Genomic DNA, 24,183 nt, shown 5'->3' with positions numbered 1-24,183 from the left:
CCTGGCTTCCTGGTGAAGCTGGCTCCAAAACCTGGGTACCCCCATGTAGAGGGCCTCTGCTGCCCAGAGGTACCCTAGGACCCAGGGTGGCGCTTCCAGGCTTCCCCAAAGGGAAAAAAGCACCACGTAAACGATTAGGGTGTAGCCAAGGTATAACGCCATCCCCGGCCAACCCCTCCAAGCCTCCTTGAGGTGGAATTCCAGGACGGCTAGGTGCGAAGCCAAACCTCCATCACCTCCTCCAGGCTGGGTTCCTGGACGGAGACTTCCCGCACGCTCCCGAGGGCCAGCATCCCGGACAGGAAGCCCGGGATTTCCTCTGGGGAAACCTTGGCCTCCAGAACATATCCTCCTTCGGAAACGGTAGCCCATGGGGGGGGATTTCCCCGGAAAGGTTCGTGGAAGAGCACCTTGACGTGGCGGAAGTCCAGACCCGTTCGGAGGGCAGTGAGATCTCCCAAGAAAGCTACCTCTCCCCGCCGCAAGACCAGGGCTCGCTCCAGGACCCCTTCTACGCCCGAGAGTTCGTGGGACGCCATGATGAGGGCGACACCCCGGTGGACCTTGAGGGTTTCTAGGAGATTTAAAACAGATTTACGCCCTAGTGTGTCTAGGCCGACAAAGGGCTCGTCCAAAAGGAGGAGTTCCGGTTCGGGCAGGAGGGCCAGGGCCAGTTCCGCACGGTTCCGTTGTCCCAGGGAAAGACGGGAAGCGGCAACCCCGAGGATGGGGGTGAGATCTAGGGCCTCTGCCACCTCCTGGATCCTGCGCTTGGCGTGTGCCCCGGCAAGCCCGTAGAGCGCTCCCCAAAGCCTGAGGTTTTCCTCCACGGAAAGCAGGGGGGAAAGACGAGACCGCCCACCTAGAACAAGCCCATAGCGTTGGGCCAGCCGGGTGCGAAAACGCCAGGGGTCCAGCCCCCAAAGCCGAGCCTCGCCTTCCTGGGGCAGGAGGATTCCGGCCAGAACCCGGATCAGGGTGGACTTGCCGGCCCCGTTGCCTCCAAGAAGGGCCAGGCCCTCCCCGGGATCAAGGCTAAATGTGACCCCCCGGAGGGCTCGCACTTCCTCCTTTGCCCTTCGGAAGGTCACCCCTAGGCCGCGAGCTTCTACGACGGGTTTGATCTCGTCGTGAATCACCGGACTAGGGCTTTGGCGTCTACAAGAGCGAAGGCTTCTTCACGGGCAAGGAAAGGGCCGCTGAGCATCACCAGCCTTTTCATGCCTCATCCCTCCTTTAACCCGGAGGAAGCCTCCTCTTCCGGGTTAGCCCCAGGGTAGCAGGGGGGAGGTTACGCGAGGTTACGTGGAAGGGGTTCCGCGGCTCACATCTCGCGTAACCCTTGACCGCCCGTGTAACCTTCCTTGTGGCACCCTGGGGGCATGAGGGGCAAGGCCCTTTGGCTTTGGCTTTTGGTCTGGCTTCTCCTCCTGGCCCGGCCTTCCGGGCCCGCTTTGGCCTGCTGGGACCCCAACTGCGTCCCTCCGGCCTCACACGCCGTACTCCCGGCGGAGCCTCGCCACCCGGGCCCGGGCGATGGGAAGGCGGGGGTCTTCGGGGGGTAGCCTCTCCAGGAGGGCCTCCCAGATCTCCAGGTCCTCCCCCAGGCGCTCGGCCAGGAGGAAGAGGTTTTCCACCTCGCCCTGGGCCAGCACTGCTTGCCTCAGGGCCTCCTCCAGCTCCAGGCGAAGTTCCTCCACCCCGGGGGCCTGGCTCCAGGGGAGGAGGGGGCCCCGGTAGAGGGCCAGGGCCTCCTCCAGGTCTCCCCGGGAGAGGGCCCGGAGGAAGGCCGAAAGGTCCGAGGGGGGAGGGGTTTCCAGGCGGTAAGGAGCGCAGGAGACCCGGAGGCCCTTTTCCCGCAGGCGGTGGAGGAGAGCCTTTAGGGCCCCCAGGTTGGGCTCCCCGTAGAGGGCCTCCGCCAGGGCCTCCCCCGGTAGGCCCTCCTCGCGGGCGAGGAGGAGGGCCAGGGCCTCGGTGCCCCTGGGGCCCAGGGAGGGAAGGGGGCCTCCCCCGAGGAAGCGAAGGAGGGGCGCCTCGGCCGGGCCCAGGAAGAAGGCCCGGGCCTCCGGGCGGAGGCCGGGGGCAAGCCCCGGGGCCAGGGGGGCTTCCACCTCCACCCCGAGCGCCTTTAGGCGGGCCTCGGCCAGGAGGGCGTAGGGGGCCCCGTCTTCCCGCAAAAGGCCGTGGGCGGCGAGGAGGCAGGCCTCATCCCCCTCCTGAAGCCCCCGGGCGAGGAGGTAAAACCCCCAGGGCCAGCCCTCCCGGGGGAGGAAGGCCTGGGCCCCTTCTAGGAGGAGCCGGACCTCGGGGGGGTCCAGGGCCAAGGCCCCGAGGACCAGGAGGCTCGCGAGGCTTGGCGGCTCCAGGAGAGGGAGGAGGCCCCGGAGGAGGTTCCTTGCCCGCCTCGGGCTTCCCCGGAGGAGGTGGGCCAGGGCCAGGGTGTGCCCCGCGAGAAGGCGCACCCCGGGGAAGGGGTGGGGCAGGAAGGGCTCCGCCTCCTCCAGGACCTCGGGAAGGGGCGTGGTGCCGAAGAAGAGCTCCAGGCGCAGGTGGTGGAGGATGGTCCAGGGGGAGGGGTCCTTCAGGCGGGCGAGGGCGGCGTGGCCCAGGGCCTCGGGCCGGCCCAGGCGCTCCAGGGCCACGGCCAGGGCCAGGTGGAGCCGGGCCTCCCCTTTGGCGTCCCCCCGGAAGCGGCGCAGGGCCTCCTCCAGGGCCAGGACGCCCGCCCTTGGGGGGAGGGCGAGGCCCAGGTGGTAGAGGGTGAGGGGGGTCTGGGCCCTTCGGGCGGCCTTTAGGGCCAGGGCGCGGTAGGCCCGAAGGTTCCCCTTGCGGGCCTCCACGAAGCCTAAAAGGGCCAGGCGCTCGGCCTCCGGGAGGTCTTCTTGGGGGCTTTGGAGGAGGGCCAGGGCCTCCCCGTCCTTCCCCTCCTCGAGGAGGCGGAGGGCCGGGGCGAGGAGAGGCTCGCCCATAGGGGAAGCCTACAGGCCCCCTCTTTCCTTGGGAGGGAAGGAGGCCACATTGGAGGGACGCCCCTTGGCCTTGCGTCTGGGCGCGATCACGTCGGGGGCGCCTGGTTCTCCTTGGCGTCGGGGAGGAGGCTTTCCGCTTCCCGCACCCGGGGGAGGAGGTAGCCGGAAAGCCCCCAACGCACCCCCAGGCTCCCGAAGAGGAGGGGCATGAGGGCGATGCCTTCCCCCTGCCCGTACCGGGGACCGAAGACCCGGTCGGCCAGGGGCCCCGCGAGGAGCATGGCCAGGGGATTGGCGCACCAGGCGATCATGCGCCTTGCGGCGAAGACCTTGCCCTGCACGGCAAGGGGCACCTTGGCCTGCCAGATGGCCTGGTTAGAGCCGTTGAGCACCGGGATAAAGAGGCTTTCCAGGAAGGCCAGGACCGCCCACGCGGAAGGCCCTTCCACCGCCCCCATGAAGGCCAGGGCCAGGAAGACCCCGTGAACCCGTTTTCTGGGTCCGCCCCACAGGGAGAGGAGAAGCCCCCCTGCCACCCCGCCAAGCCCCGCGGCGGAGCGCACTAAAGCAAGGGCGGCTTCCGAAAACCCCGTCTTGGCCAGGACCATGGCCGGGAGGACCGTGGACCCCAGGGTGGCGAGGAGGTGGATCCCGAAGAACATGAGCTGGAGGCCGAGGAGGGGAGGCCTTTCCAGGATGAAGCGGAACCCGAAGAGGGCTTCCCCTATCCAGGAGGTCTTCTCTCGGGCCTCGAGCCTCGGGTTGGGGATGGGCACCAGAAGGAGGCTAAAGACGGCAGCCCCTGCCCCCAGGAGGTCCAGGGCGAAAATTCCCCCGAGGCCCAGGGGCTTCCAGGATGGGGGCCCCTACCCCGGCCAGGGACGCCGCCAGGCTCATCATGCCGCTCGCCCGGGCGTAGTCCCTCTTCTCCAGCATGGCGGAGAGGGCGGGCCAGTGGAGGCTAGAGAGGGCCCCCGTGAGGGCGGAGACCAGGTAGAGGGGCCAAACCTCGAGGCGGCCCAGGAGGTAGAGCAAAAGGAGGAAGCCCGTGGCCAGCCCCCCGCCCAGGTCTGCGGCCAGCATGGCCCACTTCCTCCTGCAAAGGGCCCACTACCGGGTGGGGCTTTTCCTGAAGGCGGGGCTTCTGGAGGAAGTGGGACGTCTTTCCCGCCGGGGGAGACCCATCCGGCTCTACCGTGCGGTGGACACCGACTTCCGCATCCCCACGCGCCTGGTTCCTCCCCGCTTCCTGGGGAGGCCCTCGAGGCCGCCCAAAGCTGGCAGGAGGAGTGGCAAAAGGCCTTGGAAGCGCACGATCCCGGCTACGGGGCGGTCTTGCGGGTCTTCCTCAACCCGGAGGGGCTTTGGGAGTTCGGCGCCGAGGACTTCCCGCCCCTTTTGAACCTCTGGAGCGCTGGGCTCTACCTTCCCGGGAGGAGGCCAAGGCTGCTTTACCATAGGTACGCCGCCCTCTCCCCGGTCCGCCAGGAAGAGGGCCAGGCCCCTGCGCCTTAGGCCTCGCCCCGGAGGATGGCCTCAATCCTCGCCAGGGCCTCCTGGGGCAGGTCTACCCCTGCCGCCCCCAGGCTCTCCCGGATCTGCTCGGGGCGGGTGGCCCCGGTGATGGCGCTACTGATCCCGGGAAGCCTCAGGACCCAGGCCAGGGCGAGCTGGGTGCGGGTGAGGCCGAGCTCGTCCGCCACCTCCTTGAGCTTGAGCACCCTTCTCCGGTTCTCCTCGGTGAGGAAGCGCTCGGCGAACTGGGGGTAGCGGGCGAAGCGGCTCTCCTGGGGGATGCCCCCATCGTACCGCCCCGTGAGCATGCCCATGGCCAGGGGGCTCCAGACCACGAGGCCCATCCCGAAGCGCTCCGCCTCGGGAAGGATCTCCCCTTCCACCCGTTCCCGGTAGAGCATGGAGTACTGGGGCTGCTCCACCACGGGGGGGTGGAGACCGTTCGCCTTGGCGAAGGCCACGGCCTCGGCGATCCTTGCCGCGGGCCACTCCGAGGTGCCCCAGTAGAGGGCGTACCCCTTTTCCACGAGGGTGTGCATGGCGTAGACGATTTCCTCCATGGGGACCTCGGGGTCGTAGCGGTGGGCGAAGAAGAGGTCCACGTAGTCGGTCTTGAGCCGCTTGAGGCTTTTCGTGATGCTTTCCAGGAGATGCTTGCGGCTCAGGCCCCGGTCGTTCGGGTCCTCGGACATGGGCCAGTAGGCCTTGGTGGAGAGGACCAGGGTGTGCCGGGGGAACTCCCGGAGGATTTCCCCCATGATCTCCTCCGCCAGACCCTTGGCGTAGACGTCGGCGTTGTCAAAGAAGTTCACGCCCCCTTCATAGGCGATCTTGACGATCTCCCGGACCGTCTCCTTGTCCTTTACCGCATCCCCAAAGGTGACCCAGGCGCCCAGGGAGATCTCGGAGACCTTAAGGCCCCACTTGCCGAGCTTCCGGTAGCGCATCGCGCCCATAGCCTCCGGAGTCTACCCCCTTGGGCCGGGATTGACCAGCGGGTCAGTCGCCTTCCACCTCCAAGGTCCCGCCCGGGGCCTGGAAGCCGATCCTCTTGTGGGTGCCGTCGCAAAAGGGCTTGTTGGCCGAACCCCCGCAGCGGCAGAGGAAGACCCGCGGGCGCTCTAAGACCTCCTCCTTATCCCCCACGCGCACCCCAAAGCGCTTGCCCTCCACCCGGATGGGGCCGTTTTCCAGAAACTCCAGCCGCATGCCTTTACTCTACCTGAGAAGCCGGGCGAGGAGGGCCACAGCGGGTCCATAGGGCTATGGTATGCTTCCTGCTAACCATGAAGCGCTTCTTGCGGGCGATGGCTTGGCTTTTGGGCTTAGGGCTTCTCCTCGTCCTTCTCCTGGCCCTTTCGGGGTACCTCTACCTGAGGGCCTCCCTGCCCCAAGAGGAGGGCCGTATCGCCCTGAAGGGGCTTTCCGCTCCGGTGGAGGTGGTGCGGGACGCCCACGGGGTGGTGCGGATCCGGGCGGCCACGCTTAAGGACCTCTTCTTCGCCCAGGGCTTCGCCCACGCCCAGGAGCGGCTCTGGCAGATGGAGTTCCAGCGCCGGGTGGGCCAGGGGCGCTTGAGCGAGGTCCTGGGGGAGGCCACGCTTCCCCAGGACCGGTTCCTCCGCACCTGGGGCTTCTACCGTGCGGCCAAGGCGGCTTACGAAAGGCTTTACCCTGAGGAGAAGGAGGCGGTGGACGCCTACGCCGCTGGGGTGAACGCCTTCCTGGCGGGCGGGGCGCCTTTGCCGCCGGAGTTCACCCTCCTCGGCTTCCGCCCCGAGCCCTGGACCGGCCCCGACGTCCTGGTCTGGGCCAAGATGATGAGTTTTGACCTCTCCGGGAACTGGGAGGAGGAGCTAAAGCGCCACCGCCTCCTCGCCCGGGGGATAACCCCGGAAAGGCTTTCGGAGCTCCTGCCCCCCTACCCCGAGGACGCCCCCACCGTCTTGCGCGCGGAGGACCTCAGGCTTCCCCTCAAGCGGGAGGAGGCACCCTCCGCCCTCCTGCAAATGGCCCCGCCCCGCTTTATGGAGGCCAGCAACAACTGGGTGGTGGCGGGAAGCCGCACCGCCACGGGCAAGCCCTTTCTCGCCAACGACCCCCACCTCGCCCTCCAGGCCCCGAGCCTCTGGTTCCTCATGGCCCTCGAGGCCCCGGGGTTCAAGGCCATCGGGGCCACCCTGCCCGGCCTTCCCGGCATCGTCATCGGGCGGAACGACCGCATCGCCTGGGGGGTGACCAATGTGGGGGCGGACGTGGAGGACCTTTACCTCCTGGAGGACGTGGAAGGACGGGGCTACCGGTACCAGGGGAGGGTCGTCCCCTACGGGGTGCGGGAGGAGGTGATCCGGGTGAAGGGGGGGAAGGAGGAGGTGTTGAAGGTGCGGGAAGCGGTCTATGGCCCCGTGATCACCGACGCCCTGAAGGACCCTCCCCAAACCCCCATGGCCCTCCGCTGGGTAAGCCTGGACCCGGAGGACCACATCCTCATGGCCTTCCTGGGGGTGAACCGGGCCAGGAACTGGGACGAGTTTCAAAAGGCCTTGGAGCCCTACTCCGCTCCCAGCCAGAACTTCGTCTACGCCGACGTGGAGGGCAACATCGGCTACATCGCCCCCGGGAAGTTTCCCGTCCGGAAGGAGGGGCACACGGGGATGGTGCCGGTGCCGGGGAACGGGGAGTGGGACTGGCTGGGCTACCGGAGGCCCGAGGAGTGGCCCAGGGCCTTCAATCCCCCTCGGGGCTACCTGGTCACCGCCAACCACAAGGTGACCCCTAAGGGCTTCCCCTACGCCCTCACCTACGACTGGGCCGAGCCCTACCGGGCCATGCGGATAGAGGAGCTCCTCCTCGCCAAGGAGAAGCTCAGCCTCGAGGACATGCGGGCCATCCAGCAGGACCAGAAGAGCCTCCTCTACCGGGACTTCCGCCCCGTTTTGGAGCTCCTTGCCCCCCTTTCCGAGAGGAGCCGGGCCTGGAGGGAGAGGCTTCTCGCCTGGGACGGGACCATGGCGGCCTCGTCCGAGGAGGCTCTGGTCTTCGCCCTCTGGTACACCGAGCTCACCCGGCTTCCCGAGCGGGAGGTGGGGGAGGCCTACTGGGACGAGCCCCGCTACCTGCTGAAGGCCTTGAAGGCCGGGGACAAAAACTGCGACCGGCCCGAGACGGACTACAAGGAGACCTGCCTGGACTATGCCGCCCTCGCCCTAGAAAGGGCCCTGGACCGGAAGGAGGCCCTAGGGGCCAGGGCCTGGGGGGAGGTCCACCGGGCGCGCTTTTCCCACGCCGTCCTCACCCACACGCCCTTAAAGCGCCTCTCCGACCGGGAGGTGGCCTTCGGCGGCGACCGGTACACGGTGAACGTGGGCCCCTTTGACCCGAAGGCCCTCACCATGGGGCACGGGCCGAGCTACCGCCAGATCGTGGACCTTTCGGACATGGAAAATTCCCTCTTCGTCCACCCCATGGGCCAGTCCGGCCACTTCCTCTCGGCCCGCTACGCTGACCTCCTCGCCCTCTGGGCTCGAGGGGAGTACCTGCCCATGCGCATGGCCGGGCAGGGGAGGACCCTGCTTCTGGAGCCGGCGCGCTAGGCCTTTTCCTCGCCGTTCTCCAACTTATGGAAATGCTCCAGGGCCTCCCGCACCTTCTCGTGCACCCAGTAGGCCTTGCGGCCGAAGAGGAGCTCCAGGGCCTCGTCCACCTCTGCCACGGCGAAGAGGTGGAAGGCCCCCTCCTCCACTGCCCGCACCACCTCCTCCCGGAGGGTGAGGTGGGGAAGGTTGGCCCTGGGCAGCACCACCCCCTGGGTACCGGTCAGGCCCAGGGTCTGGCAGACGCGGTAGAAGCCCTCCACCTTCTCCGCCACCCGGCCCACGGCGAGGACCTTCCCCGTCTGGTCCACGGCCCCGGTGACCGCCAGGTCCTGCCTTAGGGGAAGCCCCGAAATGGCCGAGAGGACGGCGAGGAGCTCGGCGAGCCCCGCCGAGTCCCCCTCAATCCCCCCGTAGCTCTGCTCAAAGACCAGGCTTACCGTGGCGGAGAGGGCCCCCACCTGGGCGTAGGTGCCCCGTAGGTACCCGGTGAGGGTGAGGACCGCCTTGTGGAAGACCTGCCCCCCCAGGCCCACCTCCCGGTCAATGGAGAGCACCCCTTCCCGCCCCGGGCCCGCCTGGGCGGTGATGCGCACGGGACGGCCCCGGGGGAGGGGACCCTCCACCACCACCAGGCCGTTCACCTCTCCCACCCGCTCCCCCTGGACCTCCAGGGCCACCACCCCTTCCCTTAGGTCCTTTAGGTAGAGCTCCTCCTCGAGGCCGAAGCGCTCCTCCCGGGCGCGCACCGCCTCGGCCACCGCCGCCCGGTCCAGGGGGCTTCGCAGGGCCGAGGCCTCCCGGGCGAGGTCCAGGAGCCAGTAAAGCCTGGCGTCCAGCCGCTCCTGGTGCCCGGCCTGGCGCCGGGACTCGTCCGCCAGCGCCGCCAGGCCCTCCGGGTCCAGGGCCACCCCCTCCCCCTCCAGGAAGCCGCCAATATAGGCCACGTTCTCCTCGGTGTAGGGGATCTCCGGGCTGAATTCCACGCGGAAGGGGAAAAGCTCCAAAAACTCCTCGTCCTCCTCCAGGAAGGCCATCACCTCGGGCGGCCCCACCAGGAAGACCTGGGCCTTCAGGGGGGCGGGCTTGAGCCGCGGGCCCTTCACCTCCGGGCGGGGAGCGAGGGGTTCCACCTCCCCCGTGGCCAGGGCCCGCTTGAGGAGGGGGTAGCTTCCCAGTTCCAGGACCCGGTGGGCCTCCAGGGCCACTACCCCTCCCGTGGCCCGCAGGAGGGCCCCGGGGCGGAGGAGGCCCAGGTGGGTGGAGAGGACCCCGTCCCGGGCCTCGTACTCCAGGTGGCCAAAAAGCCTCTCCGGGGTGGGGTTGGCCTCGTAGACCACCCGCTCCCCCCCCTCCACCAGGAGCCGGGGGAGGAGGTGTTCTAGGGGAAGCTCCTCCTCCAAAGCGGCGGCCCGGAGCAGGGTCTCCAGGATCCGGTCCAGGTAGCGCCCCGCTTGGGGAAAGCGGGCCTTCAGGGCCTCGGCCTTGGGCAGGAGGAAGCGCTCGGCGAAGCCCCGCCTCAGGGCCGCCACCTCCGCCTGGGCCCGCTGCCGCACGTCTAGGTAGGCCAGAACCGTCTCCTCCAGCTTGGCGGAGAGCTCGGGGGGCAAGGGGCCCTTGCCGGAGAGCCGGAGCCCTTCCTCGCCTTCCAAAAGGGTGAAGCCGAGGCCCTCCGCCTCCTCCGCCAAGGCCTTCAGCATCGCCTCGGCCTCGCGCTCGTGGCGGGCCTCCACCAGGCTCTTGGCGTAGAGGAACCCCTTTTCCCGGAAGAGGGCCGGGGTGAACTCGGAGAGGAGGGCCTCCACCCCTTCCACCAGGGCCTTTCCCTCCCCCTCGGGAAGGAGCAGGGGGAGGGCCTCCTCCCCGAGGGGGAGGTAGACCAGCTCCTCCTTGGCAAAGGCCCGGTCCGCCAGGTAGGCCAGGAGGCGCTTGCGCTTGCCCAGGCCGCTCGGCCCCACCAGGTAGCCGTGGCCCCGGTGGAGGAAGGCGGCCTCGAGGGCCCTTAGCGCCCGCTCCTGGCCGAAGAAGGGCGGGGCGGGCCTGGGGCGGATGGGGGGGGTGAACCAGCGCAAGTCGCGAACCCGCATCGCGCCCACTATACCCCGGACGCAGCCCCCCCGGGCCTTTAGGGTAAACTACGCGGAAAGGAGGATTTCATGGTCAAGGTAGAGGTTCTGGGCATGATCCTGGCGGGAGGGCAGGGCAGCCGCCTCTACCCCCTCACCGCCAAGCGGGCCAAGCCCGCGGTGCCCTTCGGAGCCAAGTACCGGATCATTGACTTCGTCCTCAACAACTTCGTGAACTCCGGCATCTACGCCATCTACGTCCTAACCCAGTACAAGGCCCAGTCCCTCACGGAGCACATCCAGCGCTACTGGCGCTTCGGGGCCTTTCTGGAGGATCACTTCATCCTCCTGGTGCCTGCCCAGATGTACCGCTACGAGGAGCTCGGGCCCGTGTGGTACCGGGGCACGGCGGACGCCATCTACCAGAACCTCCACCTGGTGCAAAACCACGCCCCCAGGGCGGTGGCCGTCTTCGGAGGGGACCACATCTTCAAGATGAACATCCGCCACATGGTGGAGTACCACTACGAAAGGCGGGCGGACATCACCCTGGCCGCCTACCCGGTGCCCTTGGCCGAGGCCTCCCGCTTTGGCGTCCTCCAGGTGGACGGGGAGTGGCGGATCACGGAGTTCCAGGAAAAGCCCAAGGCCCCAAGGCCCATCCCCGGAAAGCCCGAGCTGGCCCTGGCCTCCATGGGCAACTACATCTTCCGCACCGAGGCCCTTTTTGAGCTTTTGGAGGCGGACGCCAAGGACGAGTCCAGCAGCCACGATTTCGGCAAGGACGTGATCCCCCGGGCCCTTAAGGAGGGGTATAGGGTCTACGCCTACGATTTCCACCGCAACCCCATCCCCGGCCAGGAGGGCCCCAACCTGTACTGGCGAGACGTGGGTACCCTGGACGCCTATTACGAGGCCAGCATGGACCTGGTCAAGGTCATCCCCGAGTTTGACCTCTTCAACCCCGAGTGGCCTCTTCGCACCGCTAACCTCTTCAGCCCCCCGGCCAAGTTCGTCCACGAGACCGGGGAGCGGGTGGGCCGGGCCTTAAACAGCCTCCTCGCCGGAGGGGTCATCGTGAGCGGGGGAACGGTGAGGGAGTCCGTCCTCTTCCGCAGGGTGCGGGTGAACTCCTACAGCCTCGTGGAGCGCTCGGTGCTCTTTGACGACGTGGAGGTGGGGCGCTACTGCCGCATCAGGAACGCCATCATTGACAAGAACGTGCGGATTCCGCCCCACACCGAGATCGGCTACGACCTGGAGCTGGACCGGGCCCGGGGCTTCACCGTGACCCCCGAGGGCGTGGTGGTGGTGCCCAAGAGCTACCGCTTCTAGCCATGGAGAAGCATCCGGGCAAGCTCTTCTACCGCCTCTCCCGCCTAGGCCCTGGGGACGAGCTCCCCCTCAAGCGCAAGCCCCGGGCCAAGGTCTACGCCAACCCCCTGGAGACCCAGGCCCTGCCCCCCTTCCGCCAGGACGGGGGCCCTCCCCTCTTCCGGTCCCTGGCCCACCTGAAGCCCCTCCTCCCCCAGGTGGGTTCGGCCCTCACCCTCAAGGACCTCTCCCAGGTCCTCTACCCCTTGGCGGAACGGGAGGGAGGGCGGGGCTTTCCCTCGGCGGGGGAGGCCTATCCCCTCGAGGCCTACCTCGTGGCCCTCCGGGTAGAGGGGGTCTTTCCCGGGGTCTACCACTACTTCCCTAAGGAGCACCAGCTCTTCCAGCTTTCGGGAAAGGTGGAGCCCGCTTCTTGGTCCGAGGCCCTGCTGGGCCTTTCTCTGGAGAAGGCAGCGGCCCTGCTCGCCCTCACCCTGGTCCCCGAGCGCAGCGAGGCCCTGTTCGGCCTCCGGGGCTACCGGTATGCCCTTCTGGAGGCAGGCTACGCCGCGGGGCTTGCCCTGCTGGCCGCGGTGGGCCAAGGGCTTGCGGCCTATCCGGCGGAGACCTTTTACGATGAGGCCGTGGCCCGGCTCCTTGGATTGCCCGAGGGGGAACACCCCGGGGTGGTGTTGGTTCTCGGACGTTGAAGGGGGTATTCGGAAAAAGTATGGCGCGCATTCTCTTGGTAGAGGACGATTTCCAGGTGGGGGAGTTGGTGAGGCGCTTTTTGGAAAAGGAGGGGCTGGAGGTCCTCTGGGCGCGCTCGGGCCAGGAGGCCTTGCGGCGGTTCTGGGAGGGCTCGAGGCCTGACCTGGTGGTCCTGGACCGGGGCCTGCCCGACCTCGAGGGCCTGGAGGTGTTGCGGGAACTCCGCGCCCTTGACCCCCTCCTCCCCGCCCTCCTCCTCACGGGCCGGTCGGACGAGGACAGCCGGGTGGAGGGGCTTCTGGAGGGGGCGGACGACTACCTGGGCAAGCCCTTTTCCCTTAGAGAGCTCCTCGCCCGCATCCGGGCGCTTCTAAGGCGGGCGGGGAAGGAGGGGAGGCGGCGCTTCGGGCCCTTAGAGCTGGACCTCGAGGCCCAGAAGGCCTTCCTGGAGGGCGAGCCCCTGAGGCTTTCCCCCACGGAGATGCGGCTGCTCTTCACCCTGGCCCAGGCCCCGGGGCGGGTCTACACCCGGGAGGAGCTTCTGGACAGGGTCTGGGGCCCGGAGTTTACTGGGAGCGAGCGGGTGGTGGACGCCTATGTCCGCCTCCTCCGGAAGAAGCTCAAGGACGACCCCGACGCCCCCCGCTTCATTGAGACGGTGGTGGGCCTGGGTTACCGCTTCCTGGGAGAGTAGGTGGAACGGGTCTTCGTTTACGGCACCCTCAAGCGGGGCCAGAGGAACCACCCCCTGGTGGTTCCTTACCTGCACCGGGTTCTCCCGGGGAGCGTGGCGGGCTTTCGCCTCTACCACCTTGGGGCCGGGGAGCGCCGGCCCTACGCCTACCCGGCCATGGTGCCGGGAGAGGGGCGGGTCTACGGGGAGGTGCTTTTCCTAAGTCCCCAGGCCCTTCCCCTGTTGGACGCCCTGGAGGAGGAGGGGGTGGAGTACCGGAGGGTGAGGGTTTGGGTGGAGACCCCCGAGGGGCGGCTTTCCGCCTGGACCTACCTCTACCTCGCGGAGCTGGAGGGGGCCCGGCCCCTTCCCGAAGGGGTTTGGGAGGGGTAATCCCCTTTGGGCCCCATGGGGTGGTATAACCTGAGCCCATGCGCGTGCTCCACGTGGCCCCCGAGGCCTACCCCTTGGTGAAGGTGGGGGGGCTCGCCGACGTGGTGGGCGCCCTGCCCAGGGCCCTGAGGCGGCTAGGGGTGGAGGCCGAGGTGCTCCTTCCCTGGCACGGGGGGCTAGAGGCCAGGCGGGTGGGGGAGGTGGCCTTCCCCTTTGCCGGGCGCGAGGAAAGGGCCTTTCTGGGGGAGCGGGAGGAAGGGGGGGTGCGCTTTTTCCTCCTCGAGGTGGAAGGCTTTGGGCGGGAGCGGGTCTACGGCTACCCCGACGATGCCGAGCGCTACCTGCGCTTTGCCCTGGCGGCAAGCCGGGTGGCCCGGGGCTACGACCTGGTCCACGCCCACGACTGGACCGCGGCCCTCCTCGCCCTCTACGCTCCCACCGTCTACACCATCCACAACCTGGCCCACCAGGGGCTTTTGGACCCCGGCCTCTTCTTTCCCTGGACGGGTTTGCCCTGGACGCTTTTCCACCCAGAGGCCCTGGAGTTCTACGGGCGGGTGAACCTGATGAAGGGGGGGATCGTCTTCGCCCGCCGGGTCACCACGGTGAGCCCCACCTACGCGGAGGAGATCAAGACCCCGGAGTTCGGTATGGGCCTGGATGGGGTCCTGCGCCAGCACGCCGGAAAGCTTAAGGGCATCCTGAACGGCCTGGACACGGAGGTGTACGACCCGGCCAAGGACCCCCACCTCCCAGCCCCCTACAGCCGGGAGGACCCCTCAGGCAAGGCCCGGGCCAAGGAGGCCTTCCGGGAGGGGACGGGGCTAAGGCCCCCTGTCCTCGCCTACGTGGGCCGCCTGGACCCCCAGAAGGGCCTGGACCTCCTCCTCAAGGCCCTTCCCAGCCTTTTGGAGCTGGGCTTCAGCCTCTACGTCCAAGGGGTGGGGGAGGAGGGGCTGGCCCGGGCCCTGAGGGCGGCGGAGGAAGGGCATTCCGGCAGGGTGCGCTTCCTCGAGGCCTACCACGAGCCCATGGCCCGCCTGGCCTATGCGGGGGCGGAGGCCATCCTGGTGCCGAGCCGCTTTGAGCCCTGCGGCCTGGTGCAGATGCTCGCCCAGCGCTACGGCACGGCCCCTGTGGCCCGGGCCGTGGGAGGGCTCAAGGACACCATAGAGGACGGTAGGACCGGGGTTCTCTTCCAGACCTACCACCCGGAGGGCCTCCTCTACGGCGTGCTCCGCCTCTTCCGCCTGGGGGCGGAGGAGATGGGCCTAAGGGGCATGGAAAAGGACTTCTCCTGGGCGGGCCCGGCCAAGGCCTACCTGGAGGTCTACCGGGAGGCCCTGGGCTAAGTACCCCACCGCAGCAGCCCCAAAAGGGCCTCCTTACAGCCCCAGTTTGGCCATCCCATGTTGCGAAACCCACGTTCGGCCACTTAGCTTTGGCCGGAGCGGGGGCTAAGATGGAGGGGTGGTGGCGGACGAGGCCCTCGCACGCTTCCTTGCCCTTCTCCGACGCAAGGACTACGCAGGGGCGCGGACCTACGCGGAGGGCTTTCCCGGGGAGGAAAGGGAGCGGCTTCTCAGGAGCCTTTCCCTTCTGGAGGAGGACCCCGAGGCCCTGGACGACCCCCTCTTCGCCGCCGAGAAGGAGGTGGTCCTAGGGGTGAGGGCGGCGCGGGAGGGAAGGTGGGAGGAGGCGCTGGAACGCTTCCAAAAGGCTTTGGAGCTTGACCCGTTGCACCACCGGGCCCTCGTCAACCTGGGCACCCTGCACTTGGAGAGGGGAGAGGTGGAGGCGGCCCTGGCCCTCTACCAGAAGGCCCTGAAGCTCTTCCCCGACGACCCCCTCCTCCACGAGAACCTGGCCGCCCTCTACAAGCGCAAGGGGGACCTCAGCCGGATGGTGGCCCACATGAAGCGGGCGACCCGCTTGAAGATGGCCCCGCCCCCTACCCTAGACCCCCTCACGGGTAAGCCCGAGCGCCGCCTCCGGTTCCCCGCGTGGGCCTGGCTTCTCGCCCTCGCCCTCCTGGCCTACCTCCTCCTCCATAAGCCTTAAGGCCCGGTCCAGGGCCCCAAGCGTGCGGCCTTCCGAGAGGAGCCTGCGCCAAAGCCTTCCCCGGGGCCTTCCCCGGAAGAGGTGGAGCATGTGCCTTAGGACCGCCCAGGGGGGTGTGCCCCGGAGAAGCTCTTCCTCCAGGTAGGCCCGCATCCTCCGGGCCACCTCCAGGCGGCTTGCCCGATGGGGAAGGCCATAGACCCTCTGGTCCGCCTCCTCCAGGACGAAGGGGTCTTCGTAAACCGCCCGGCCCATCATGACCCCGTCCACCCGCCGGAGGTGGAGGAGGGCCTCCTCCAGGCTCCGTATCCCCCCGTTGGTGACGAAGGTGAGGTGGGGGAAGTCCCTTTTGAGCCGGTGGACCCATTCGTGCCGGAGGGGAGGGACCTCCCGGTTCGCCCTCGTGGAGAGGGCGAGGAGGGCGCTCCTCGCATGGACGATAAAGACCGAAACCCCCGCCTCCGCCATGGCCTCCACGGCGCGGGCCAGGTCCGGGTAGGTCTCCTTCCCCTCGAGGCCCAGGCGCATCTTCACCGTCACGGGGACGCGCACCGCCTCCTGCATGGCCCGGAGGATCTCCTTTACCCGGGGGAGGTCTAAGAGGAGACAGGCCCCGTACCCGCCCTCCTGGGCCTTCTGTGAGGGACAGCCCAGGTTCAGGTTGACCTCGTCGTAGCCCCACGCCTCCGCGACTTGGGCGGCCTGGGCCAGGGTCTCGGGGTCCTTGCCCGCAAGCTGGAGGGCGAGGGGGCGCTCCTCGGGGCGAAAGGCGAGGAGGCGTTCCCGGTTTCCCCTTAGGACCGCCTGGTCCACGGTCATCTCCGTGTAAAGCCTGACCCTTAGGCTCACCTGCCGCACCAGGAACCGGAAGTGCCGGTCCGTGCGGTCCACCATGGGGGCTACGGCCAGGCGAAAGTCAGGCACCCTTAAGGACCTCCTCGGGGGAGAGGGGCCTGGGCTCCCGGAATTGGATGGCCTCCCACTCCCCTTCCTCCACCACCTGAAGGCCCGGGCTTAGGGCCTTGAGCCTTTCCAAGAGGCCTTGCACCAAGTCCTCGGGGGTGCTGGCGGCGGAGGTCACCCCCACGCTCTCTACCCCATAAAGCCACTCCGGGCGGAGCTCCTCGGGCCCCTCGAGGCGGTAGGCCCGCCCGGTGAGGCTCTGGGCCAGCTCAAAGAGCCGCATCCCATTGGAGGAGTGGGGGCTCGTGAGGACCAAAAAGGCCTCCACCTTAGGGGCAAGGCGCTTCACCGCCTCCTGGCGGTTCTGGGTGGCGTAGCAGAGGTCCTTCCGGGAGGGGACTACGAGCTTGGGGAAGCGTTTTTTTAGAATCTCTATGGTGGCCAGGGTGTCGTCCACGCTCAAGGTGGTCTGGGTGAGGACCACCACGCGCTCCGGGTCCGGCACCTCCACGGTGCGGGGATCGGCGAGGCGGGGGTCCTTGCCCACGTGGGTGTGGACCGCCACCAGGAGGGTCCTTTCCGGGGCCTCCCCGTAGGTGCCCTTGATCTCTTGGTGGTCGGCGGAGTCCCCCACGAGGAGGATCCAGTACCCCTCCTTGGCGTAGCGCCTCGCCTCGGTGTGCACCTTGGTCACCAGGGGGCAGGTGGCGTCCAGAACCGTAAGGCCCATCTCCGCCGCCTTTTTGCGGACGGCGGGCGGGTGGCCGTGGGCCGAGAAGACCAGGGTGTCCGCAAGCCGCCTTTCCCGGCGGAGGCGCTCCACCTCGGAAAGGTCCTCCACGAAGTGGACCCCCTTGGCCTTGAGGCGCTCCACCACCACCCGGTTGTGGACGATCTCGTGGTAGACCACGAGCTCTCCCTCTTCCTTCAGGGCCTCCGCCCAGCGCTCCACCGCCTCTATGGCCATGACCACCCCGGCGCAGAAGCCCCGGGGCCGGGCCAGGTAGACCCGCTTGAGCCCCGACATGCCCCCATTCTAGGGGCCCGGGGGGCTCGGGGGTGTGGCCGGGGAGAGGATCCTTTCCGCCATCTCCCGGGCGAAGGGGGTCTGGGCCCGCCCCAGGGCCTTCTTGGCGGTCTCCTTCCCCTTTCCTCCAGGCCGGAACCCCTCCTGGGCCTGGGCGAGGAGGGCGAGGGCGGCGGCGGGGAAGGGGAGACCCTCCTCCTCCAGAAGGCCCAGGGCCTCCCCAAAGCGGTGCAGGGCCTCCCGGTGGGCCCCCCGAAGGAGGGCGAGGCTTCCCTCTTGGAAGAGGCGGGCCACCCTAAGGAGGCCCTCCCCTTCCACCGGGGCCTCCCCGGCCTCGGCGGAGCGGAAAGCGGCCTCCACAAGCCTCTCCAGGGCCAGGAGGCGCTCGGGGTCCCCGAGGTAGGGGTAGTGGGCGGCGAGGAGGGGGCCGAACCAGGAGAGGCGGAGGGGCCTGGTAAGTCGGAAGGTCTCCCCTAAAGCCTCCACCTCCTCCCCCAAGGCCTTGAGGAGGGGCACGAGCCGGGGAAAGTGCGCCCGCACCTCCTCCCTCCCGGCCTCCCCCTTGAGGGCGAGGAAGAGGCGGAGGGCCTCTACTCCTTCCACGCCTCTACTTCCTTGTACTGCACGAGGGCGGCGAAGAGGGGAGAGGGCCCGTCGCTCACGGAGAACTTCACCTCCACCAGGACCACGTTTTCCGGCAAGCCCTCCACGAAGCGGTTGAGCCTTTCCTGGAATATATCCGGATCATTTCCGATGATCACCTTGAAGCGGACTCCCTGCATGGCCCCATTATGCCCGGCGCTCCACCAAGGCGGCGAGGAGGTCCTTGAGGACCTCGGCGGCCTCCCGGTTGGGGAGGGCCTCCAGGGCGGGGAGGAGGTCTTTTAGCCCCTCCTCCTTGAGCCTTCCCGCCACCCCTTTGGCCCAGGCCAGGGCCCTCGAGGCGAGGAGCCTTTCCAGAAGCCAGGCCACCTCCCCGTGGGGCTTGGCCTCCCGGGGGAGGCGGAGGAGGGCCAGGGTCCGGGCCTTCTCCTCCGGGGAGGCCTCCTCCAGGAAGCGGAGGAGGATCAGGGTCCGCTTCCCCTCGTAGAGGTCCCCCCCCCGCTCCTTGCCGTAGGCCTCCCCTCCCTCGAGGTTCAAGACATCGTCCACGATCTGGAAGGCGATGCCGAGCTTGAGCCCCGCCTCCTCGTAGAGAGGGGGTGGGTCCTCCCCCGAAAGGAGGGCCCCTAGGCGCAGGGGGGCCACGGCGGTGTAGTAGGCCGCCTTGTGGGCCACCATGCGGAAGTAGTCCTCCGCGCGCAGGTCAAACCTCCCCTCGAGGGTCCAGAGGAGGTCCAGGTGCTGGCCGTAGGCGGTGCGCCGCACCACCTGGTGGAACTCCACTAGGACCTGGGCTCCGAAGAGCCCGTGGGAGAGGCCTTCGGCGAGGAGCCCCCACATCTCGGCGTGCAGGGCGTCCCCGGCGTTCAGGGCCAGGGGCATGGGGTGGAGGCGGTGGAGGGTAGGGCGCCCGCGGCGTTCCTCGGAGCCGTCCTCTATGTCGTCGTGGATGAGGACCCAGTTCTGGAAAAGCTCCAGCCCCTCCGCCACAAGCAGGGCCCCTTCCTCCCGGGCCCCGTGGGCCAGGGCGCTGTAGTAGGTGAGGAGCCCCCGGAGCATCTTCCCCCCGCGCCGGGGGTAGTCCTGCAGAAGTTCCTGGTAAAGGGGGTCGGGGTGGCGGAGTCGGTTCTGGAGCCTTTCGCTTAGGGCCTTACGGACTTCCTGCGGTGCGGGCGCCATGCTATACACTTTAGGCCATGCGCGGCTACGCCCTGGGCCTCCTTGCCCTAAACCTCCTCACCCTGATCTGGGGCACCACCTTCGTGGTGGTGAAGGGAGCGGTGGCGGAGGTGCCCCCGGGTCTCCTCGTGTTCTGGCGCTTTCTGGTGGCGAGCGCCTTCTTCCTTCCCCTGCTCCTACGCCTTCCCCCGGGGGCCTGGGGACCGGGGCTGGAGCTGGCCTTTTGGCTTTTCCTGGGCTACGCCACCCAGGCGGTGGGGCTTGAGCACACCTCCGCCAGCCGCAGCGCCTTTATCACCGCCCTCAACGTGGTGCTGGTGCCTCTCCTCCTTTCCCTGGCGGGGAGGTGGGTGGGAGGGGTTTGGCTTTCCGCCCTGCTCGCCCTCCTGGGGGTGGCCTTCCTTTCCTACGATCCCAGGCAGCCCCCCTTGAACGCGGGGGACCTTTGGACCCTCCTCACCGCCCTCACCTACGCCCTCTACATCGTGCGCCTCGAGGTCCACGCCAAGGCGGTTCCCTCCCTCCCCCTCACCGCCATTCAGGTTCTGGGCACGGCCCTTTTCGCCCTTCCTTGGGCCCTGGCCCAGGGGGTGCGGCTGGAGGGGGTGCCCTGGGGGGCGGTCCTCTACCTGGGGGTGGCGGCCACCGCCCTCACCACCTGGCTCCAGACCTGGGGACAGGGGCACGTGCCCGCGCCCCAGGCGGCCATCCTCTATACCCTGGAGCCCGTCTGGGCTACCCTGTTTGCCTTCCTGGTGCTGGGGGAGCGCCTGGGCCCCTCGGGCCTTTTGGGGGCCGCCTTGGTCCTCCTCGCCACTTTCCAGGCTATCCGCCGATCCCCAGCATGACGCGCTTGCGCAGGGTGGGGAGGGTGTTGCCGAAGGCAGGCTTGCGCTGGGTGGCGATGAGGATGGCATCCACCAGGGCTTCCACGGGCTCAGGGGCGGCGAAGGCCCAGGCGATGTCCATCTCCAGGTCTGTGAGGAGGCAGGGCCTGAGCTTCTTGTCCGAGGTGAGGCGGAGGCGGGAGCAGTGGGAACAGAAGGGCTCGGTGACCGGGTTGATGAAGCCCACCGTGCCCTGGGCCCCGGGGACCTTGAAGACCCGGGCCGGGGAGGTGGGGTCGTGGGGCACGGGCTCCAGGGGGCCGTAGACCCCCTCTATCCGGGCCCTGGTTTCCTTCCCGGGGACGAAAAGGCGGCGGTAGGCCTCGGGGTCGGAGTTGTCCAGGTGCATGTACTCAATGAAGCGCACGTGGAGGGGGCGGTCCAGGGAGAGGCCCGCCAGGGGCACCACCTCCTCCTCGTTCATGCCCCGGATGACCACCGCGTTGAGCTTCACCGGGTGGAGGCCGAGCTCCAGGGCGGTCTCTATGGCCTCGAGGACCCGCTCCACCTTGCCCCCCCGGGTGATGCGGGCGAAGACCTCGGGGGTAAGGGCGTCCAGGGAGAGGTTCACCCGGGTGAGGCCCGCCTCCACAAGCTCCCTGGCCCGTTTGGGGAAGAGGAGGCCGTTGGTGGTGATGGCCACATCCTCTATGCCTTCCTTCTCCCGGGCCTGGGCGATCATCTGGGGAAGCTCCTTGCGCACCAGGGGCTCCCCGCCCGTGAAGCGCACTGCGGAAAGGCCCAGGAGGGCGGCCGCCTCGAGGAAGCGGTCCACCTCCTCCACGGTGAGGGTGCCTGGGGGCTCCTGGATTTGGAAACCCAGGGGATGGCAGTAAAGGCAGTGCAGGTTGCACCTGGGCGTCACCGAGATGCGGACGTCTTTGATCACCCTCCCGTGGGTGTCCAGTAAGCGCATGTCTCCCCCTGGAGGCCAGGATACCTCAGAGCGCCCTTCAGGATACCCCGGCGGTTACAAAAGCCTAACCCCCCTCCTGGGGAGGGGGGTTGAGTTGGAGCGGGAGACGGGACTTGAACCCGCGACCCCGACCTTGGCAAGGTCGTGCTCTACCGACTGAGCTACTCCCGCAAGGGAAAATCCCCCGCACCGACCTACTCTCCCAGGACCCTGCGGTCCCAGTACCATCGGCGCTGGCGCGTTTCACTTCCGTGTTCGGAATGGGAACGGGTGGGTCCACGCCGCTATGGGCACGGGGGATTCTTGTGTTTTGCTTTTCAAAGGTCCCGCACCGCCTCGGGGGGCGGGGGATCCTGCTGGGGTGGGGATCAGTGCGGAGAGGGTCAAGACCTCGGACGATTGGGACCGGTCGGCTCAACGCCTCGCGGCGCTTACACCCCCGGCCCATCCACCGGGTCGTCTTCCCGGGTCCTTACCGGCTTTACACCGTGGGAGGCCTCATCTTGGGGCGGGTTTCCCGCTTAGATGCTTTCAGCGGTTATCCCTTCCGCACATGGCTACCCAGCGTATGCCCCTGGAGGGACAGCTGGGAAACCAGAGGTGCGTCCCTTCCGGTCCTCTCGTACTAGGAAGAGCTCCCCTCAAGCCTCCTGCGCCCGTGGCGGATAGAGACCGAACTGTCTCACGACGTTCTGAACCCAGCTCGCGTGCCGCTTTAATGGGCGAACAGCCCAACCCTTGGGACCTTCTTCAGCCCCAGGATGCGACGAGCCGACATCGAGGTGCCAAACCTCCCCGCCGCTGTGGACGCTCGGGGGAGATCAGCCTGTTATCCCCGGGGTAACTTTTATCCGTTGATCGATGGCCCTTCCACACGGGACCACCGGTTCACTAGGCCCGGCTTTCGCCCCTGCTCGGCTTGCAGGCCTCACAGTCAGGCCCCCTTCTACCCTTGCGCTCTCCGGCGGATTTCCGTCCCGCCTGAGGGGACCTTTGGGCGCCTCCGTTACCCTTTAGGAGGCGACCACCCCAGTCAAACTGCCCGCCAAGCGCTGTCCCCAATCCCTTGGGTTAGGCCCCCAGCCGCGCCAGGGTGGTATTTCACCGGCGCCTCCACCGCCCCCGAAAGGGCGGCTTCACAGGCTCCCACCTATCCTACGCAGGCGCGACCAAAGGCCAACACCAGGCTGCAGTAAAGCTCCACGGGGTCTTTTCGTCCTGCCACGGGTAGGCCGCATCTTCACGGCCAGTTCAATTTCACCGGGTCCCTCGCCGAGACAGCGCTCCGGTCGTTACGCTTTTCGTGCAGGTCGGAACTTACCCGACAAGGAATTTCGCTACCTTAGGACCGTTATAGTTACGGCCGCCGTTCACCGGGGCTTCGGTTCAGGGCTTGCACCCCTCCCCTTGACCTTCCGGCACCGGGCAAGCGTCGCTCCCTATACCTCCCCTTACGGGTTCGCAGAGAGCTGTGTTTTTGGTAAACAGTCGCCAGAGCCTGTTCACTGCGGCTCCCCTCGCGGGGAGCACCCCTTCTCCCGAAGTTACGGGGCCAACTTGCAGAGTTCCTTGGCGAGGGTTCTCCCGCGCGCCTTGGTGCACTTGCACCCGCCCACCTGTGTCGGTTTGCGGTACGGGTTCCCGCAGGTTGTGCTTAGAGGCTTTTCTCGGCTCCCTGGCTTCGGGGGGTTGTCACCCTCACGGGCTTCCCCACCACGCAGAGCTTTTGGGGGGCGGATTTGCCTACCCCCCACCCTGCGCTTCTGGCCGGGCACGTCCATGGCTCCGGTCCCCCTAGCCTAGAGCGTCCCCCCATCGCACCTGCGGGAAGGGCCGGAATATTAACCGGCTGTCCTTCGGCTACGCCTTTCGGCCTCACCTTAGGTCCCGCCTAACCCTACGCTGACGACCATGGCGTAGGAACCCTTGGGCTTACGGCGACAGGGATTCTCACCCTGTTTATCGTTACTCATGCCGGCATTCGCACTTCCCTTGCCTCCAGCCGCCCTCGCGGACGACCTTCGTCGGCATGGGGAACGCTCCCCTACCGCCTGGGGGTTGCCCCCCAGACCCGCAGCTTCGGCGCTGGGCTTGAGCCCCGATCATTTTCGGCGCAGCGCCACTCGACCAGTGAGCTATTACGCACTCTTTAAAGGATGGCTGCTTCTAAGCCAACCTCCTGGCTGTCTTCGCGGCACCACATCCTTTCCCACTTAGCCCAGACTTGGGGGCCTTAGCTGGCGGTCTCGGTTGTTCCCGCGCTCGGACGCGGACGTTATCGCTCGCGCCCTCACTCCCAGGCTCCACCTGGGGCCCTTCGGAGTTTGACAGGGTTTGGTAGGCTGGTGGGCCCCCTAGCCCTATCAGTGCTCTACAGGCCCCAGTCAGCACCTGAGGCTGACCCTAAAGTCATTTCGGGGAGAACCAGCTATCTCCGGGCTCGGTTAGCTTTTCACTCCTAACCCCAGCTCATCCGAGGGGTTTGCATTCCCCACCGGTTCGGGCCTCCACTGGGTTTCACCCCAGCTTCACCCTGGCCAGGGCTAGCTCGCCCGGTTTCGGGTCCACGGCCGCGGACTAGACGCCCTGTTCGGACTTGGTTTCCCTACGCCTCCGCCTAAACGGCTTAAGCTCGCCCACGACCGTGAGTCGCCGGCTCATGCTTCAATAGGCACGCCGCAACCCCACAAAGGGGCCGCGACTGCTTGTAAGCCCACGGTTTCAGGCTCTGTTTCACTCCCCTCCCGGGGTTCTTTTCACCTTTCCCTCACGGTACTGGTGCACTATCGGTCACCCGGAGTACTTAGCCTTGGGCGGTGGTCCGCCCAGATTCCCCCAGGGCTCCACGAACCCCAGGGTACTCGGGTACCCTCGCCTATCCCTCCACCTTTCGCCTACGGGGCTTTCACCCTCTCTGGCGCTGCTTCCCAACAGCTTCGGCTAGGCTTGGGATTCGGCATTTGAGGGCCCCACAACCCCGCCCGGACAAGCCAGGCGGTTTGGGCTCGTCCCCTTTCGCTCGCCGCTACTCAGGGAGTCGATGTCTCTTTCCTCTCCTCTGGGTACTGAGATGTTTCAGTTCCCCAGGTTCCCCCCGCCCCAAAGGGCGGTGACCCGTGTTCCCACGGGCCGGGTTCCCCCATTCGGACATCCAGGGATCCACGCCCGCTACCGGCTCCCCCTGGCTTATCGCAGGTAGCCACGTCCTTCCTCGGCTCGGGTGCCTAGGCATCCACCGTGGGCCCTTAGCATCTTGACCCTCAAAAGACCACGTCCCACGTGGCCTTCCATCTCCACCCCAGCTTTCAAGATCCCCCGCCGCCCACCAGGCAGCGCAAAGAAAAATCTACCAGACCCACACAAACGTGTCAAG

22 protein-coding genes, 1 tRNA gene and 2 rRNA genes are annotated in these 24,183 nt (G+C 67.8%); 9 read left to right on the top strand and 16 right to left on the bottom strand.

Annotation, left to right across the window (positions count from 1 at the left end; translation table 11 throughout):
* Window positions 1–209: 209 nt before the first annotated feature.
* The 4 genes from H531_RS0109215 to H531_RS14815 all read right to left on the bottom strand — a co-directional run bounded on the left by H531_RS0109215 (window position 210) and on the right by H531_RS14815 (window position 4,052).
* Window positions 210–1,091 (bottom strand): ATP-binding cassette domain-containing protein, encoded by an 882-nt coding sequence (locus tag H531_RS0109215; RefSeq protein ID WP_022799062.1) that lies wholly within the window; start codon window positions 1,089–1,091, stop codon window positions 210–212.
* Window positions 1,092–1,490: 399 nt separating this feature from the next.
* On the bottom strand, window positions 1,491–2,969 hold the full coding sequence (locus H531_RS0109205; RefSeq protein ID WP_022799061.1) for a hypothetical protein: 1,479 nt from the start codon (window positions 2,967–2,969) through the stop codon (window positions 1,491–1,493).
* Window positions 2,970–3,055: 86 nt separating this feature from the next.
* On the bottom strand, window positions 3,056–3,745 hold the full coding sequence (locus H531_RS13495) for an MFS transporter (RefSeq protein ID WP_245540674.1): 690 nt from the start codon (window positions 3,743–3,745) through the stop codon (window positions 3,056–3,058).
* 10 nt (window positions 3,746–3,755) lie between these two features.
* The gene (locus tag H531_RS14815; protein ID WP_245540673.1) at window positions 3,756–4,052 is read right to left on the bottom strand and encodes an MFS transporter; all 297 of its coding nucleotides are present in this window, start codon (window positions 4,050–4,052) and stop codon (window positions 3,756–3,758) included.
* A 219-nt stretch (window positions 4,053–4,271) separates the two neighbouring features.
* Here H531_RS14815 and H531_RS14810 point away from each other — a divergent pair, with 219 nt between their 5' ends.
* Window positions 4,272–4,484, top strand: coding sequence for a hypothetical protein (locus H531_RS14810; protein WP_245540672.1), 213 nt, complete (start codon window positions 4,272–4,274; stop codon window positions 4,482–4,484).
* Here H531_RS14810 and H531_RS0109190 read toward each other — a convergent pair.
* Window positions 4,481–5,440: an aldo/keto reductase family protein gene (locus tag H531_RS0109190; protein WP_028490770.1), complete on the bottom strand. Its 960-nt coding sequence runs from the start codon at window positions 5,438–5,440 to the stop codon at window positions 4,481–4,483. The two genes, H531_RS14810 and H531_RS0109190, sit on opposite strands and share 4 nt — an antisense overlap.
* Before the next feature lie 43 nt (window positions 5,441–5,483).
* On the bottom strand, window positions 5,484–5,693 hold the full coding sequence (locus H531_RS0109185) for a CDGSH iron-sulfur domain-containing protein (RefSeq protein ID WP_022799059.1): 210 nt from the start codon (window positions 5,691–5,693) through the stop codon (window positions 5,484–5,486).
* 77 nt (window positions 5,694–5,770) lie between these two features.
* Here H531_RS0109185 and H531_RS0109180 point away from each other — a divergent pair, with 77 nt between their 5' ends.
* Complete coding sequence (locus tag H531_RS0109180; RefSeq protein WP_022799058.1) at window positions 5,771–8,077, top strand: penicillin acylase family protein; 2,307 nt, start codon at window positions 5,771–5,773, stop codon at window positions 8,075–8,077.
* On the opposite strand, the gene H531_RS0109175 is transcribed toward H531_RS0109180, so the two are convergent.
* Window positions 8,074–10,164 carry an AAA family ATPase gene (locus tag H531_RS0109175; protein ID WP_022799057.1) on the bottom strand — a complete coding sequence of 697 codons (2,091 nt, stop codon included), beginning with the start codon at window positions 10,162–10,164 and terminating at the stop codon, window positions 8,074–8,076. The genes H531_RS0109180 and H531_RS0109175 overlap by 4 nt on opposite strands.
* Window positions 10,165–10,233: 69 nt before the next feature.
* Here H531_RS0109175 and glgC point away from each other — a divergent pair, with 69 nt between their 5' ends.
* The 6 genes from glgC (at window position 10,234) to H531_RS12995 (ending at window position 15,295) form a co-directional block, all read left to right on the top strand.
* Window positions 10,234–11,478, top strand: a complete 1,245-nt coding sequence (glgC, locus tag H531_RS0109170) for a glucose-1-phosphate adenylyltransferase (protein WP_022799056.1) — start codon at window positions 10,234–10,236, stop codon at window positions 11,476–11,478.
* 2 nt (window positions 11,479–11,480) lie between these two features.
* The gene (locus H531_RS0109165; protein WP_022799055.1) at window positions 11,481–12,167 is read left to right on the top strand and encodes a nitroreductase family protein; all 687 of its coding nucleotides are present in this window, start codon (window positions 11,481–11,483) and stop codon (window positions 12,165–12,167) included.
* A gap of 20 nt (window positions 12,168–12,187) precedes the next feature.
* Window positions 12,188–12,862, top strand: coding sequence for a response regulator transcription factor (locus H531_RS0109160; RefSeq protein ID WP_022799054.1), 675 nt, complete (start codon window positions 12,188–12,190; stop codon window positions 12,860–12,862).
* On the top strand, window positions 12,863–13,234 hold the full coding sequence (locus tag H531_RS0109155) for a gamma-glutamylcyclotransferase family protein (protein ID WP_022799053.1): 372 nt from the start codon (window positions 12,863–12,865) through the stop codon (window positions 13,232–13,234).
* A 38-nt stretch (window positions 13,235–13,272) separates the two neighbouring features.
* Window positions 13,273–14,586, top strand: coding sequence for a glycogen synthase (locus H531_RS0109150; RefSeq protein ID WP_022799052.1), 1,314 nt, complete (start codon window positions 13,273–13,275; stop codon window positions 14,584–14,586).
* Window positions 14,587–14,704: 118 nt separating this feature from the next.
* Window positions 14,705–15,295 carry a tetratricopeptide repeat protein gene (locus tag H531_RS12995; RefSeq protein WP_022799051.1) on the top strand — a complete coding sequence of 197 codons (591 nt, stop codon included), beginning with the start codon at window positions 14,705–14,707 and terminating at the stop codon, window positions 15,293–15,295.
* Here H531_RS12995 and dusA read toward each other — a convergent pair.
* The 5 genes from dusA to H531_RS0109120 are packed head-to-tail and all read right to left on the bottom strand — an operon-like array spanning window position 15,191 to window position 19,007.
* The gene (gene dusA / locus H531_RS0109140) at window positions 15,191–16,219 is read right to left on the bottom strand and encodes a tRNA dihydrouridine(20/20a) synthase DusA (protein WP_022799050.1); all 1,029 of its coding nucleotides are present in this window, start codon (window positions 16,217–16,219) and stop codon (window positions 15,191–15,193) included. The genes H531_RS12995 and dusA overlap by 105 nt on opposite strands.
* Complete coding sequence (gene ispH / locus H531_RS0109135; RefSeq protein ID WP_022799049.1) at window positions 16,212–17,225, bottom strand: 4-hydroxy-3-methylbut-2-enyl diphosphate reductase; 1,014 nt, start codon at window positions 17,223–17,225, stop codon at window positions 16,212–16,214. The genes dusA and ispH overlap by 8 nt, the downstream gene beginning before the upstream one ends.
* 9 nt (window positions 17,226–17,234) lie before the next feature.
* Window positions 17,235–17,828, bottom strand: a complete 594-nt coding sequence (locus tag H531_RS0109130; RefSeq protein WP_022799048.1) for a hypothetical protein — start codon at window positions 17,826–17,828, stop codon at window positions 17,235–17,237.
* A complete protein-coding gene (locus tag H531_RS0109125; protein ID WP_022799047.1) occupies window positions 17,816–18,007 on the bottom strand; it encodes a hypothetical protein in 192 nt (63 codons plus the stop codon). Before H531_RS0109125 ends, H531_RS0109130 begins: the two co-directional genes overlap by 13 nt.
* 7 nt (window positions 18,008–18,014) lie before the next feature.
* Window positions 18,015–19,007: a polyprenyl synthetase family protein gene (locus H531_RS0109120; RefSeq protein WP_022799046.1), complete on the bottom strand. Its 993-nt coding sequence runs from the start codon at window positions 19,005–19,007 to the stop codon at window positions 18,015–18,017.
* Between the two features lie 17 nt (window positions 19,008–19,024).
* On the opposite strand from H531_RS0109120, the gene H531_RS0109115 reads away from it, so the two are divergent.
* Complete coding sequence (locus tag H531_RS0109115; protein WP_022799045.1) at window positions 19,025–19,855, top strand: DMT family transporter; 831 nt, start codon at window positions 19,025–19,027, stop codon at window positions 19,853–19,855.
* Here the strand turns inward: H531_RS0109115 and moaA are convergent.
* The 4 genes from moaA to H531_RS0109095 form a co-directional block, all read right to left on the bottom strand.
* Window positions 19,833–20,810 (bottom strand): GTP 3',8-cyclase MoaA, encoded by a 978-nt coding sequence (moaA, locus tag H531_RS0109110; protein WP_022799044.1) that lies wholly within the window; start codon window positions 20,808–20,810, stop codon window positions 19,833–19,835. The genes H531_RS0109115 and moaA overlap by 23 nt on opposite strands.
* Window positions 20,811–20,905: 95 nt before the next feature.
* Window positions 20,906–20,981 (bottom strand) — tRNA-Gly (locus H531_RS0109105).
* A 10-nt stretch (window positions 20,982–20,991) separates the two neighbouring features.
* Window positions 20,992–21,108, bottom strand: a 5S ribosomal RNA gene (gene rrf, locus H531_RS0109100).
* 81 nt (window positions 21,109–21,189) lie between these two features.
* Window positions 21,190–24,069, bottom strand: a 23S ribosomal RNA gene (locus H531_RS0109095).
* Window positions 24,070–24,183 lie beyond the last annotated feature (114 nt).

Origin of the sequence: Thermus islandicus DSM 21543, from assembly GCF_000421625.1 — a bacterium.
Classification (GTDB): Bacteria; Deinococcota; Deinococci; order Deinococcales; family Thermaceae; genus Thermus; species Thermus islandicus.
This window is presented reverse-complemented; position numbering and strand designations above follow the sequence as displayed.